The sequence below is a fragment of the Bradyrhizobium sp. 159 genome, assembly GCF_023073795.1.
Lineage (GTDB): Bacteria > Pseudomonadota > Alphaproteobacteria > Rhizobiales > Xanthobacteraceae > Bradyrhizobium.
On the sequence record NZ_JADPKE010000114.1, the window covers coordinates 280,379 to 293,953 of the forward strand.

Below are 13,575 nucleotides of genomic sequence, written 5' to 3' on the forward strand. Positions count from 1 at the left end.
GCCACGGCGCCTGTCGCGGATAGCCAAAGGTCGTCAGACCCGCTGTTCAAAACGAGCGCTCGCGCGGATAGCCAAAGGTGCCGGCCTCCATCATCGGGCCTGGAGGTCGCGCTTGAGCACGGAGACACCGCAGTCCAATCCCCAGCCCGGCATGGCCGAACGCGCCATCGATGCAGCGACGGATGTATCCCGTACGATCGGTGAAGTCGCGGGGGGCCTGCATGCAGCGGTCGATCGTCTTACCTCTGCGATCGAGGAAGCGCGAAAGCCGGGCCGGCCGCTCTCGACGATTGCGGCGATCACGCGCGAAGCGCCGCTCGCCAGCCTGTTCGTTGCTTTCCTGTTCGGCGTCGCGGTTGCGCGTCGACGCTAGAACATGATCCGAAAAGCTATCGAGCGGTACTCCGAAGAGGCCATGCTCAAACAATAACCCTAAATCGAAGCGGGCCCGTCAGGCCGCAGTGACGGCGGCGGCGCACTCAGCGCCAGGAACTGCCGATCGACGCTTCCACCGGCATTGGACGACAAAGAAGTACCCCTGCCCTTCCTCGCATCCCATGCTCACCAGAAAGTCCGCCGTGGCGCGGTTCTCGATACCTTCAGCCACGACTGTGAGACCGACCTGCTTGCTAAGCCCGATAGTCGAGCTGACGATCGCAGCATCGTCAGAAAGGCAAGCAGATCGACCACGAACGAACGATCGATCTTGAGCCCGTCGAGCGGAAACTTCTTCAGGTAGCTCAGGCTTGCATAACCGGTACCGAAATCGTCGAACAGAACGCGGACGCCCAGCTCTTGGATCCGTTTGAACCTGTCGAGCACGCGGCTTTCGTCATGGAGCAGGATGTCTTCGGTGACCTCCAGCTCGAGCAGCGACGGCGTGAGTCCCGTCGCTTCGAGCAACGCCGCAACCGTCGGAAGACCGCCGCTCCGCCGCCGTGATCAGACCGATGAGGCTCGCATGCAGCATGCTGCGGTTCGCAAGACCTGTCAGCGTATCATGTTCCGCGCACGGCGCTTATGTGGCCTTTGCTCACAGACTTGCCTAAATTTAATCCCGTAACCTGCTCATGATCGCTCGATCCAGCGGTTGCCATTGACCATGTTCAGCCAAAGGTGATTGAGACGGAGTCATGAAGAGGGTGTTTGCAATCCTGGCGTTTCTCTGCGTCCTCGGGTTCGGCCAGTATTTCGTCGTCAGCCGGTTCGCGATCCGCCATGAGGCTTTGGCCCTGTTCGACGCTTCTCGCCAGCGGCCGATCTCGGTTGAGATCGCGGTGAGACGCGACTACGAGACCAAGGCCAATCTCGGCCTCTGGAAGCTTCCGCTCGCCGTCATCAGCAACGGCAACACTGTCAAGGCAACCGAATATTCCTTCCTGGCCAACGTACTCGCCGCACGCGGCTATCTGGTTGCCAGCATCCAGCAGGATCTACCGAGCGATCCGCCGCTGATGACCCATGCCGGCCAGCAATATGTCGGCCGGCGTGAAGTCTATATCCGCTGCGAGGCCAACATACTGTTCGTCTTAGGCGAGTTGAAGAGGCGGCAGGTGAACGTCGACTACGACCACATCACTCTAGTCGGCCATTCCAACGGCGGCGATGTCTCGATGTATGTCGCCCATCAGCACCCGGAGCTGGTATCGAAGGTGATCACGCTCGACAATCTGCGGGTGCCTTTGGTGCTCAGCGACAACATGAAGATCCTGTCGTTCCGCTCGAAGGATCCGCATTTCGTGGCCGATCCCGGCGTGCTGCCGACGCCGGAAGAGGCAAAAGCGCGCGGTATCGACATCGTCCATACCGGCGCACAGCACACCGAGATGAGCGATCGCGGTCCCGATTCGGTTAAGGCGAAGATCCAGGAGACGCTCGACCGCTTCCTGCGTGACAGCGCCAGCAGCGCGCTCGCGCCGGCCGATACGAAGAGCCCGATGATCATGAACCCCGGCGACTATTAGCCAGAAACCCCTTTGCGGCAGGTCAAGGCAGCTCCGAGCCGCCACGATAGGAGGGTCCCGCGATCTCGGAGGGACACCGCGGCACGGGCGCCCGCATTCGTAGATCTATCGTTCGAGGCGCAGGCTGCTGCAGTCGATCATCGCGCACATCGATCTCTCGCAATTCCAGAATACTCGATTTGATCCTGCTCGACGGCGCGAAGATGCCGAGCTTCCCTTGAGCCGCACGGAAGCCGGCGACATCATGGCCTATGCCGGATCGCTGCGCCGGTAGAACGCCGGGCCAACGTGACAGGTGGAACTGCAAATCCCTGCCGGAAGACCGACAGGATCAGCAGAAAAGGATGATGGACGGCGAATGAACCCATTAAGTGCGCATCATGGACCTGCCCGGCATCAGAATGCGCACTCGCCGGCGCGCAAAGTCAAATTTGTGGGCATGCAGCGCCGCACCAACAGAATCAGGACTTGTCCTTGCCCGGTTGCATGAAGCTGCCAGTCATCTGGCGCATGTGGTCCCCTGCGTTGGTGAACTGACTGCGCAGGAAGTCGGACTGAATTCGCATCGCTTCCTGAAGGTCTGTGGCGTGAACGAGCTTGCGCGCATGCTCGAACGCCGACTTCATGTTCTGTTCGGTGAAAGCGAGCGCCTGCTTCGACACCTCGGTCCCCGCGCCGGGAACGGTCGTCATCGATTTGGTGGCGGCTTCGAAAAACATGCCGAATGCCTTTTCCGCCTGGTCAATCGTCTTCTCGGCCAGGTCGCGCAGTTCGGCCGGAACTTCAAGCTTCGGGTCGATCATGGTCGCACTCCTCCCTTTTCCCGACTGAATACCACACTTACCGGATCGCCTTCCAGCGGGCCGGCCCCTGACGAGGGCTGCCTGGTGGGCCGAATCTGGCAGGAAACCAAGGAGAAGGCGTAGGGCCGGTGCGGCCTTACTCAGGACAGGGGATGTTCGGGAAGAGCTTCTTCGGTGGCGAGGTCTTCGACGAGCTTGATGACCTCGAAACGCTGCCGAGGCTCGAGCTTCAGGAACGCACGGAGCAGGCGCAGGCTTTCGACGGTGCCGCCCGCGGGCGCGCCGAGCTTGAGGTGCAGTTCAGCTGCGAAATTAAGGTTCTTCATCTCGCACCTATGACAAGCATCGGCCTTCATATTCTTGCGTCGAAGTCGCACGCGAGGGACCGAACGCCACAACCCGATTCTATGGGGATCAGCTCTCGGCCGCAGGCCCGGCGGTCTAGCCTGGCCCAACCGAACAGGTTGCAATTATGCCAAGGAACAACTCATCCGGCAAGCCCAACAGCCGCTGTAGCAATGCTTCGCCCGGATCGCGCCACGGCAATTCCGGATAACAGGAATATCGACCGCCGTCACCTACCTGCGTCAAGAAGCGGCATCGATCACGCACACAGCCGAGATCGCTGTCAATCGGCCCTGCATTTCGACTTGTTTCCGATATGAACAGAGATGGGCTGACACGAACTGGCGCTTCGGCAGCATATACACGCAGTTGTTGAGTCGCGTCTCACCGGTTGCATCGTCAGCGATAGGAAAGCCAGTGGCCCGTACCGCATCCGTGAGCAGCCGATCGCATGCCCGCGGGCGAAGCCGCGGGCATGCGATCGTTATTTGCGCTGCCCTGCCCGTGGCGTCCCCGTCGTCGTGGCGAAGCCGTAGATCAGCGCCAGCCGGTCCAGGCATTCACGGAAACGCCGCGCAAAATAGTCGTTCCAGCGCTGCGTACGAACGGCGCGGCGCTGCCCGATCTGATCTATGGTCAAGCCCAGCACGAGCACGTCGTGCACCAGCGCTGCGCCGTCGATACCGAGCTCGCGCTCGACCCGATTCAGCCGCAGCACCGCCTGGCGCTGGCTCTCGGTAATCGGCTCGCGCGTGCGAGCGCCATCGACATATTCACGGGTCGGGTCCATGGCCTGGGGCCCCCGCTCCGCCCTCTCCCAATCGCTCTGGAAGGCGCGCCCGCCGCGGTATTGTGCCTCGTCGATCTGATGGTGCGCGTGCAGCCGGCCGAGCGGATCGCTCCGGACCGACCGGATGGCCACGATCTTCTCGCCGGGATCGACCGCCAGCGGATTGTCGACCTCCACTTCCGCCACCTCGGCGTTGAACGGCACGTCGCGGGACCGCCGGTCGTAGATTCCAGCCAATTTGTAAGATTTGTTGCGTCGGGCACGTGCCACTCGGAAAGTCCTTTGCGAAATCAACGATAAACGGCTGGCCGCCGGTTCAGGCAGCGCAGATCAGCCTGAGCACGACGGGACGGCTGGCACGGGCGGACTCAGCTCCAGAACGGCGCGTCAGACCCGCATGCGGCGTGCAATAGCTGGAACCCGGCTGGCGCGGATGGCCACAGAAAGTGATTTCCTCCCCGTCCCTGTCGCCGCCATAGGGGTAGCGGCAGTCGTCGTCCGCAAGGTCCACCAGTGGGACCAACCGCGGCTGGATGCCGACGCAGCGCAATTTGGCGCGCGCAGCAGGCTTCATGGCGGATTTCGGCGGCACATTCAGGTTCGGCAACGCCGACCGGCGCGGCGACGGCGGGCAAGCCTCGCCGGGCAGCGACGGCACGACCGAGGGACTCGTCATCCAAGCCGGTGTGACGAGACCGAGCCGCTTGGCGCGGCCGGCCACCGCGCTACGTGTGTAAACCGTACCAAACCTTGCATTAATCTCTCGGCCGATGGCTGCATAAGACATCCCCTTCAGAAAATAGTCGCGAAGCGCGTCGGAGTGCTCCGACGGCCAATGGCCCGGTTCCATGCTGCTGTCCTGTGATGCGCCCCCGCCGACCGCATGATCGCGAGGCGGAAGATACATTCCGGTATTCCGAATCGAAAGTCAAGCGACAATTCTGATATTCATAATTGCATCAATTCCGAATTTCGGATTATAAGAGGCAAGACCATGCGCAATCGAGGGAATCACCATGTTGGACGTTGCAATGATCGAGCGGGGCCTGGAAAAAACCGGCAAGAGTAAGGGTGGCCTGGCGGCGGCCATGGGCGTGCGACCCGGTGCGGTCTCGGAGATTCTCGGCGGCGAGCGCCTAGTGAAGGCTTCGGAGATCATTCCGATCATGGAATATCTCGAACTCAACCTCGCGCCGATCATGGGTCGCGTCGGCGCCGGCGCAGTGATCGAGCCCGATTATGAACAAGTTCCGCCGGAGGGACTCGGTGACATCACGCTGCCCTTCCCGATCATGGAAGAGACCGTCGCCTTCGAGATCGTGGGCGATTCGATGCTGCCCAAGTACGAGAGCGGCGACGTGATCGTGGTCTACAAGGACCAGCGTCATCCGCTGTCGAGCTTCTATGGCGAGGAGGCCGTTGTCCGGCTCAAGACCGGCGAGCGCTATTTGAAGACCATCGAGCGCGGCAAAAGCCCCTCCGTGGTCAATCTCACCAGCTTCAACGCCAAGCCGATCGTCGGCGTGAAGCTCGAATGGGTCGGAGAGATCTGCCTGTCCATGCCCAAGGGACAGCTCGAGCGGCTGCGCGCCAAGTCGGCCCGCCCCCGCAAGAAGGGCAGGTAGCGCCGATCTCCGTTTTTGGAAGTCGCTCTTGACTTTTTTTCTGATTTTCGGAAATAGTCTGCCGCACTCTCGACTCCGGGTGCGGCAGGTTCGTTCTATGCAATATTTCGTCGTGACTATGGGCGGCGCGGCCGCGAGGCGGTCGTCGACCCCGAAATCACGAGGCGTGAGATCGTCTCCCGCATCGTTTCGGGCGAATACCGGAACGTCTCGTTCATCCACGAAATCGCCGACAATTCGGTCGAGGATGTGACCGAGGCCATCCTGTCCGAGGCCGCCCTGCCCCAGATCCCGCCCGAAGATATCGACCTCCAGGCATGCCGCCTCGATCACGCCCGCGATCTGCGCAAGCACGAGCGGACGTGACGAAGCTGGCAGCCTGCATCGCGCCGTCTCGAATGAACGTTACACCGTAAGCACGGTCGACCCCGTGGTCTTGCGCGCGGCGAGATCGGCATGCGCCCTGGCGGCGTCCTTAAGCGGATAGGTTTGGTGCACCTCGATCTTGACTGCACCGGACTTGACGACCTCGAACAGCTCGCCTGCCATCGCGACCAAACTTTCGCGCTTGGCGGCATAAGTGAACAGCGTCGGCCGCGTGACGTAGAGCGAGCCCTTCTGGGCCAGCAGGCCGAGATTGAGCGGATCGACGGCGCCGGAGGACTGACCGAACAGCGCGGCAACGCCGAGCGGCGCGAGGCAGTCCAGCGATTTCAGGAACGTGTCCTTGCCGACGGAATCATAGACGACAGGCACCTTCTTGCCGCCGGTGATTTCGTCGACGCGCTTCACGAAATCCTCGCGCGTGTAGATGATGACATGGTCGCAGCCATGCGCCTTGGCGAGCTTCGCCTTCTCGTCGTTGCTGACGGTGCCAATCACGGTGGCGCCGAGGTGCTTGGCCCACTGGCTCAGGATCAGACCGACGCCGCCGGCCGCGGCGTGGAGCAAGATGGTGTCGCCGGACTTCACCCGATAGGTCTGCCGGATCAGATACTGCGTCGTCAGTCCCTTGAGCATCATCGCCGCCGCAGTCTTGTCATCGACACCGTCAGGCAGCTTCAACAAGCGGTCGGCGGGGATCAGCCGGGCCTCGGAATAGGCGCCGAGCGGCGAGGCGCCATAGGCGACCCGGTCGCCCGGCTTCAGATCGGTGACGCCTGGGCCGACTTCCTCGATGACGCCGGCCGCCTCGCTGCCGAGCCCGCTCGGCAGCTGCGCCGGATACAGGCCCGAGCGGTTGTAGATGTCGACGAAATTGAGACCAACGGCGGTGTGCCGGATGCGTGCCTCGCCCGGTCCGGGCTTGCCGACGCTGACCTCCTCCCAGACCAGGACCTCCGGGCCGCCGGTCTTGTGAAAGCGAATGGCATGCGTCATGGGCGTTACTCCCTTATCGTTGCAGTGAAGTTCAGAGAACCTGATCGCACTGGGAAGTAGGCATTTGGTCCGGCGGTTACAGTACCGACGCGTAACAAGAATGTCACAGCGGCCGATAAATGTCCGCCGTTCCGCCTCTGTTCGGAAGATTTGATGACCGGCGTGGGGCGAGTGGCGGTAGCCTTCAGCGGGGGTCTGGTGGTCGCCTGCGAAGGAGAGCCGAGATGCCAGCTTATGTTCAGCATCATCAGGATGTCGAAATCGCGCCAGTGACTTGCCCCACCTGCATGGGGTTCCTGCCGATGTATGTCCGCGAGGTCGAACCGCATTGGAGCCTTGCCAAGATCGACCTTGTCTATGAATGCGCCGATTGCGGCGCCGAGGTCAGACAGACCATCCGCAAGCCGAAGCTGCTGCGGCACTGATCGCGCGCCGGCGCACCGTTCAACTATTTGCGTTAAGCGGAAAAAACGCCGCTCCCGCGGGTCTGGTGGCTCCCAAACGAGGCTTGTTCTTTGCCCGGAACGCAGGCAGAACAAGCCTCAAGCAGGACCTTTGGGAGCGCCGTTTCGTGGCTGATCAGAAGGCCTCGACCTCGATCGAGGCAGTGGAGAGCGGCCTCGCCGCGCAAGGCTATATCGCGAGCCGGCAGATCGCGACCGCCGTCTATCTGTCGCAACAGATCGAGAAGCCGATCCTGGTCGAGGGCCCCGCGGGCGTCGGCAAGACCGAGCTTGCCAAGGCGATTGCCGCTTGGCGCGGCATGAAGATGATCCGCCTGCAATGCTATGAAGGCCTGGACGAGGCCAAGGCGCTCTACGAATGGAAATACGCCAAGCAGCTTCTCTATACCCAGATCCTGAAGGACAAGCTCGGCGAAGTCCTGGGTGGCGCGCAGACGCTGCATGCAGCGCTCGACCAGCTCCACGATTTCGGTGACGTGTTCTTCTCGAAGGAATTCGTCGAGCCGCGGCCCCTGCTCCAGGCGCTGGAGCAGCCGGGCGGCTGCGTGCTCCTGATTGACGAGATCGACAAGTCGGATGCGGAATTCGAATCGCTGCTGCTGGAGATCCTGTCCGACTTCCAGGTCACCATCCCCGAGCTCGGCACCGTCTCGGCGATCACGCCGCCGACCGTGATCCTCACCTCCAACAGCGAGCGCGACCTCGGCGACGCCTTGAAGCGACGCTGCCTGCATCTGCACATCGGCTTTCCCGAGCACAGGCTGGAAGAACGCATCGTCGAGAGCCGCGTGCCTGGCATCTCGCAGGCGCTGCGCCGGCAGATGGTCGGTTTCATCCACGAGATCCGCTCACTCGATCTGAAGAAGCTACCCTCGGTCAGCGAGACCATCGATTGGGCGCGCGTGCTGGTGCTGCTTCAGGCCACCGAACTCGATACCGAGATCGTCAAGGACACGCTCAACGTGCTCCTGAAATACGAAGCCGATATTGAAGCCGCGTCGCCGCAAGTTACGACCTTCATTGCCAAAGCGGCGCGGTCCAACGTCTTCGGTTGAGACCGATGCGCGAGAACCTCCATCGTTTTTTTCGGGCGGCCCGCGGCGCCGGCGTTCATGTCTCGCCCGCCGAAAGCATTGATGCGATGCGTGCGGTCAAGCAGGTCGGTTTCTCCGACCGCGCGATCTTGCGCGACGCCCTGCTGCTGACGCTCGCCAAGTCGCAGGACGAGAAGCTCGCACTCGGCGATTGTTTTGATCTCTTCTTCAGTCAGCCGGAACAGCGGCAGGATCAGCCTGAGGCCAGCAGCGATGACGCTTCGCAGGACCTGGATCAGTCGCCCTCATCGGACGCGGGCAGCGAAGCCGGTGAAGGTCAGCCTCCCCAGGAACTGGGCGCTCTTGCGCAGATGCTGCTGTCGCAGGATCGCAATGCGATCGCGGCGGCGATCGCCAGTGCCTCCGGTGTCGCCGCGCTGTCCGATATCCGCTATTCCACCCAGCGCGGCATCTTCTCCAGCCGCATCCTCGACGCCATGGGCCTCCAGCGCCTGCGGGACGATCTGGACCAACTGACCGCGACCAACCCGTCACTGGCCGAGCGTCTGCGCGCTGCGCTCGATGCCTTGCGCGAAGCGGTGCGCGACACGGTCTCCCAGGGGCTTGCGCTCTACGCCCGCGAGGAGGCCGAAAGCCTCCGCAACGAGATCCTGCGCAACGCGCCGCTCGCGCGCATCGAGCGGCGCCAGGTCGCCGAGATGCGTGCCCTCATCCGCCAGATCGCGCGCCGGCTGCGCGAGCGCTACTCGAAGCCGCGCAAGCGCCAGCGCCGCGGCCATCTCGACGTTCGCCGTACGCTCCGCCGCAACGCGGCCTGGGGCGGGGTGCCGTTCCTCACCGCCTGGAAACGCAAACATCGCGACCGGCCCAAGATCGTGGCCCTTTGCGACGTCTCCGGCTCGGTCGCCCAGGTCTCCGACTTCTTCCTGCTGTTGATCCACTCGCTGCAAGAGGTGGTCGACGACGTCCGCTCCTTTGCCTTTTCCTCGCATCTGATCGAGGTCAGCGAGATCCTGGAGAACAACTCGCCGGAAGAGGCGATGGCCGAGATCATGTCCAAGGTCGGTTTCGGCTCGTCCGACTACGGCTCCTCGCTGGCCGATTTCGAGAAGGAGTTCATGAGCGCGCTGACGCCGCAGACCACGGTCATCGTGCTCGGCGACGCCCGCAGCAATAACCTCGACCCGCGCGCCGACATCCTGCGCCGTATCTCCGAGCGCTCAAAGCGGCTGGTCTGGCTCAATCCCGAAGGATGGCTCGCCTGGGGCTTTGGCGATTCCGAGATGCCGCGCTATGCGACCTTTTGCAGTGTCGCGCGCCAATGCGCCACCGCGCAGCAGCTCGAGCGCGCGGTGTCCGATATCGTGGCCACTTATCAGTGAAGGCCTAACACGCCCCTCTCTAAGGTTAGGCGGCGGTCAACTCGGCCCGGGCGATATTGCACTCCCGAAAGTGATACCCAATTTCGTCGAGCGCGCGCTGTTCCCATTCCTGGGCTTGCGCGAGCCAGAAAACCCGCCGCTCAAAAGCGCGGCACGCTCGCGGCACAGAGATTCCTGACTGCGAATTTCCGCCAGCCTGTTCATGCAGTCCACTCCTGCCTGTGAAGCCATTCCCCGCGAACCTAACAGGGCCCCGAGCGCTCCGTCTCATCATTTCTGTGCATATTGCGACGCAGAATGGGACAGTAGCTGTTCCCGTGCAGCGCAGCAGTTCGCGCCGCAACACAAGCCTAAATCATCAATATATGATCGAGGTCTGGGACAATATTTGCGCTCAAACGATCTTAACTCCTATGACGCAATGAACTGCGGCAATTCGGTGAAGAGACGTTCTAAACAACTCACCGAATTCCCGACTCATTGTCGTCGCATGGTGTTCATGCAGCGCCGCTAACAGAGGCGCGCAAACGTTACTATCGCTTGAGGCAGCATGAGCAACGATGTCGAATTCGATCTTTCGCCGGATCAATGGGAAGCGCTACGCACGCTTCGCAATCCGGCATCGAACGGTCGCCTCTCGAAAGCCTATCTGGTCGAAAGCCTCATCAAGCTCGGCCTTGTTGTCGTCAATGGCGGCGTGCCTGAGATGACGCCCACCGGACGCAAGGTGCTGGTCCGCGGATCGTGCCGGCTGCTGGATCTCGCAGCGTAGTGCGAACGGCGATTGGCCGCCCTCACCCGAACATCAATTCTCGCCGAAATCGGATCAGATGACCTTGGCAGCAAGAGTGCTCGAGGGTGGCCCCGTCGACTGCTTAACCGAAGTTGCGGATCAGTCATTCCCATTGGAGGAGCGGCGATCCATACGCCCTCCTCCAGACCGACAGGAAACGCGGGAACCAGGAGTGCGCCACAGCACCCTTGTAGGCCCAGGTGCGATATTTGAGGCCCCGCTCGGACAGCAATTCCTGATAGCCGCCATGGACCTCGGTTGCGGTCCGAATGTCCTTCAATATTCCCTGGGCGCAGGCCCGGTAGGTGTCGCTCCCCGAGAATTCGTCGTAATCCAGCATGCGATCCGCAAACTCGACGTTGAATGTCGGCCAGGATGAGCGTCCCTGGTAGGCGGGAGCCGCGATCTTGTGAATCATCTTGGTCTGCGGATTATCTGCCGACACCAGGAAGTGGAACGTGTTAGGGACACGGAAGCGCGGCTCCGCAATGATTAAATCCGCCGTGGCCGCGAACAGCGCCCGCTCGCACTCCTCGTTCAGGTCCCAGAAGCCGCGATGCACGCTGACGAAATCCAGCGCAACCGAGGACGCCGGCGGAGCCGCCGGGCCGTCCAGCGAATGTCTGATATAGCCGTCCTTGCCGAACAGCCGGAGCAGGTCCTTCTTGTACTGCCCGAGGTGACGTCCCAGCAGCCGCTTTAGCTCATTCTCGTCCACGACTCCGAGCTGAATGCCCCACACGAACGTCGTGTACACACAGGCATTTGTGACGAACCGCCGTCGCTCGGCGCGGGTGTCGGTGGCTGCAGAGCGCGGGACGCGGGCATCGCATAACAAATATCTGGTGCCGCCATTGTCGAATGACTCCAGCTCGCTTGCGAGCTGCAGGATCGCCCGCTTCAGGTCGGCTCCGTATTCGGCCAACAGCAGACGGCCGGCATGCGCGCATTGCGACATCGCCAGATAGGACGATGCCCTGTCCTCCGCGGAAATCATCTGCTGTAGACCGGCAAGGATGCCGAGCAGCGTATCCGAAGGACGCGAGAAATAATTCACGCCGAGATACCGCCCGCGTCCCGCCGGCACGATGGTCGTGGTGACGACGCCAGCGCGAACCGCCTCCAGCAACAGATGCACGCTCTTTTCGAGCAGACGCGCCCGTCGCACCGCGTCCTGCGCATCCATGATGGTTTGGCGATCGAGAATGTCGGGATAGAACCAGGCGAAGTCGCGCGGATAGTACGCGCAGGCGTGCGGCGCCCCCGTGACCAGGAAAGCCTCGGTCGCCGAGAAGGCGCTGTCCATCGAGTGCCGGTAAAGATCCGCGATGGCCGAGAGTGAATGAGGTGACTGCCTCAGGAATCGATCGCCGAGAAAATTCACCGCCTGAAGCGCGTTGGCAACGAAGGTCGCCGTCAGGCCCTGATAAAACCGGTTCTCACGACGTGATCGAAAAGAGGTGCCCCTGTTCATAGGTGTCTTCGAATTGTGTCTCGTGATCCCGGCAATAACGCCGCCACTTTCTAGAGCTGTCTGATTCGTGTCTCTATCGGGCGACTTGCGGGCTCGACTTACCTTCCCAGGGCCTGAAATTCTCGATCACCCGCAGCAGCACGCGGGCGCCAGCTTCGGCATCGGCGAGCTCGACATGCTCGTCCGGGTGATGACTGATGCCGCCGCGGCAGCGCACGAAGATCATGCCGACATCGGCAATGTCGATCATCGCCATGCCGTCGTGGCCTGCTCCGCTCGGCAGCTCGAATACGGAAAAGCCTTCCGCTCCGATCGCCTGAGCGATCTGCTCCTTGAGCCAGGGCGCACAGGGTGCCGTGCCGTTCTCGTGCGTGACGTCGAGCTGAAGCACCAATTGCCGTCGCTTCGCGACCGCCTCGATCTGGCGGACGATTTCGGCGACTGCACGCTTGCGATGCATGTCGATTGGCGCGCGCATGTCGATGGTGAAAGACACCTCGCCCGGGATGACGTTGGTCGCGCCGGGCCTTGCCTGGATGTATCCGACGGTCCCGACCAGCCCGCCGTCGTCGGTCCGGCAAAACTGCTCGATCGCGCCAATGCATTCGGCCGCGCCGGCGAGCGCATCACGCCGAAGCGCCATCGGCACCGTGCCGGCGTGCCCGGCCATGCCGGTCAGCCGCGCGGCAAGACGCGTCGCGCCCGCAATCGCGGTGACGACGCCGACAGGCAGGTTCTGTGCTTCCAGCACCGGACCCTGCTCGATATGTAATTCAAGGTAGGCAATTAGCTCGCGCCGCGTCCGTGCAGCCGCGCCGATATGATCGGGGTCAAGGCCGAACGTGATGAGCGCATCGCGCATCGACACGCCGTCACGGTCGCGCGTGTTCAGGACGCTCTTGTCGAATGTGCCGGCCACCGCACGGCTGCCCAGCAGGGTCGAGGCGAAACGTACCCCCTCTTCATCGGCAAAGCCGACGACCTCGATCGCGAACGGGAAGCGCCTGCCGCGGCGGTTGAGATCTGCGACACAGGCGATCGCGGTGATCACGCCGAGAGGCCCGTCCCATTTGCCGGCATCGCGCACAGTGTCGTAGTGCGAGCCGAGCATCAGGCAGGGCGCACCCGGCCGCTCGCCTTCGTAGCGGCCACAGACGTTGCCGATCGCATCGAGATGCGCGCTCATGCCGGCCTCGCGCATCCAGCCCAGGATGAGGTCCGCGGCTTCGCGCAACTCCTTGCTCAGATAGATGCGGGTGAGCTTGCCGGCCTCTTCCGAGATCGCACCGAGCTCGTTGATGCGACGCACGATTTCTTCGCCGAGCGATGTCCTCTGAACGGCGTTCCCAGCAACCATCTCGGCTTTCCATCTTTCGGGGACCGCAGCAGCGGCGGTCCTGATGACAATCGATACAAGTTGGATGCGAGCGAAAATCGCGCACTGGCGCTGTCCCAATCCGGGCGTGATTAGCATGAACGCGAGTAGCCCGCCGGCAGTCT

The 13,575-nt window shown here is 62.3% G+C and carries 15 protein-coding genes and 1 pseudogene; 8 read left to right on the forward strand and 8 right to left on the reverse strand.

Annotated elements, in window-relative coordinates; all coding sequences use genetic code 11:
• Positions 1–112: 112 nt before the first annotated feature.
• Positions 113–373 carry a hypothetical protein gene (locus IVA96_RS34470; RefSeq protein WP_247422181.1) on the forward strand — a complete coding sequence of 87 codons (261 nt, stop codon included), beginning with the start codon at positions 113–115 and terminating at the stop codon, positions 371–373.
• Positions 374–526: 153 nt separating this feature from the next.
• On the opposite strand, the pseudogene IVA96_RS34475 reads toward IVA96_RS34470, so the two are convergent.
• Positions 527–915: pseudogene (locus IVA96_RS34475) on the reverse strand (EAL domain-containing protein); the annotation flags it as partial.
• A gap of 218 nt (positions 916–1,133) precedes the next feature.
• Here IVA96_RS34475 and IVA96_RS34480 point away from each other — a divergent pair.
• A complete protein-coding gene (locus IVA96_RS34480) occupies positions 1,134–1,964 on the forward strand; it encodes an alpha/beta hydrolase (RefSeq protein WP_247422184.1) in 831 nt (276 codons plus the stop codon).
• Positions 1,965–2,425: 461 nt separating this feature from the next.
• Here IVA96_RS34480 and IVA96_RS34485 read toward each other — a convergent pair whose 3' ends face one another.
• The 4 genes from IVA96_RS34485 to IVA96_RS34500 all read right to left on the reverse strand — a co-directional run bounded on the left by IVA96_RS34485 (position 2,426) and on the right by IVA96_RS34500 (position 4,752).
• Complete coding sequence (locus IVA96_RS34485) at positions 2,426–2,767, reverse strand: phasin (RefSeq protein ID WP_247301816.1); 342 nt, start codon at positions 2,765–2,767, stop codon at positions 2,426–2,428.
• A gap of 140 nt (positions 2,768–2,907) precedes the next feature.
• Positions 2,908–3,093: a hypothetical protein gene (locus IVA96_RS34490; RefSeq protein WP_247280633.1), complete on the reverse strand. Its 186-nt coding sequence runs from the start codon at positions 3,091–3,093 to the stop codon at positions 2,908–2,910.
• Positions 3,094–3,596: 503 nt separating this feature from the next.
• Entirely contained in the window at positions 3,597–4,172 is a 576-nt protein-coding gene (locus IVA96_RS34495) for a hypothetical protein (protein WP_247301817.1), read from the reverse strand.
• A 46-nt stretch (positions 4,173–4,218) separates the two neighbouring features.
• Positions 4,219–4,752, reverse strand: coding sequence for a GcrA family cell cycle regulator (locus IVA96_RS34500; protein WP_247422186.1), 534 nt, complete (start codon positions 4,750–4,752; stop codon positions 4,219–4,221).
• Positions 4,753–4,918: 166 nt separating this feature from the next.
• Here IVA96_RS34500 and IVA96_RS34505 point away from each other — a divergent pair, with 166 nt between their 5' ends.
• Entirely contained in the window at positions 4,919–5,527 is a 609-nt protein-coding gene (locus IVA96_RS34505; RefSeq protein ID WP_247280567.1) for a S24 family peptidase, read from the forward strand.
• Between the two features lie 102 nt (positions 5,528–5,629).
• Positions 5,630–5,893 carry a hypothetical protein gene (locus IVA96_RS34510; protein ID WP_247302294.1) on the forward strand — a complete coding sequence of 88 codons (264 nt, stop codon included), beginning with the start codon at positions 5,630–5,632 and terminating at the stop codon, positions 5,891–5,893.
• A 39-nt stretch (positions 5,894–5,932) separates the two neighbouring features.
• On the opposite strand, the gene IVA96_RS34515 is transcribed toward IVA96_RS34510, so the two are convergent.
• Entirely contained in the window at positions 5,933–6,907 is a 975-nt protein-coding gene (locus IVA96_RS34515; RefSeq protein WP_247301822.1) for a quinone oxidoreductase, read from the reverse strand.
• 224 nt (positions 6,908–7,131) lie between these two features.
• Between IVA96_RS34515 and IVA96_RS34520 the strand changes: the two genes are divergently transcribed.
• From IVA96_RS34520 to IVA96_RS34535, 4 genes are all read left to right on the forward strand, one after another.
• Positions 7,132–7,332: a hypothetical protein gene (locus tag IVA96_RS34520; protein ID WP_247301825.1), complete on the forward strand. Its 201-nt coding sequence runs from the start codon at positions 7,132–7,134 to the stop codon at positions 7,330–7,332.
• A gap of 146 nt (positions 7,333–7,478) precedes the next feature.
• On the forward strand, positions 7,479–8,426 hold the full coding sequence (locus IVA96_RS34525; protein ID WP_247301828.1) for a MoxR family ATPase: 948 nt from the start codon (positions 7,479–7,481) through the stop codon (positions 8,424–8,426).
• A gap of 5 nt (positions 8,427–8,431) precedes the next feature.
• On the forward strand, positions 8,432–9,808 hold the full coding sequence (locus IVA96_RS34530; protein WP_247422188.1) for a VWA domain-containing protein: 1,377 nt from the start codon (positions 8,432–8,434) through the stop codon (positions 9,806–9,808).
• Between the two features lie 550 nt (positions 9,809–10,358).
• Positions 10,359–10,580 carry a hypothetical protein gene (locus IVA96_RS34535; protein WP_247301846.1) on the forward strand — a complete coding sequence of 74 codons (222 nt, stop codon included), beginning with the start codon at positions 10,359–10,361 and terminating at the stop codon, positions 10,578–10,580.
• A 124-nt stretch (positions 10,581–10,704) separates the two neighbouring features.
• Here the strand turns inward: IVA96_RS34535 and IVA96_RS34540 are convergent, their stop codons facing one another.
• The gene (locus IVA96_RS34540) at positions 10,705–12,075 is read right to left on the reverse strand and encodes a hypothetical protein (RefSeq protein ID WP_247422190.1); all 1,371 of its coding nucleotides are present in this window, start codon (positions 12,073–12,075) and stop codon (positions 10,705–10,707) included.
• A 73-nt stretch (positions 12,076–12,148) separates the two neighbouring features.
• A complete protein-coding gene (locus IVA96_RS34545) occupies positions 12,149–13,432 on the reverse strand; it encodes an allantoate amidohydrolase (protein ID WP_247422191.1) in 1,284 nt (427 codons plus the stop codon).
• Positions 13,433–13,575 lie beyond the last annotated feature (143 nt).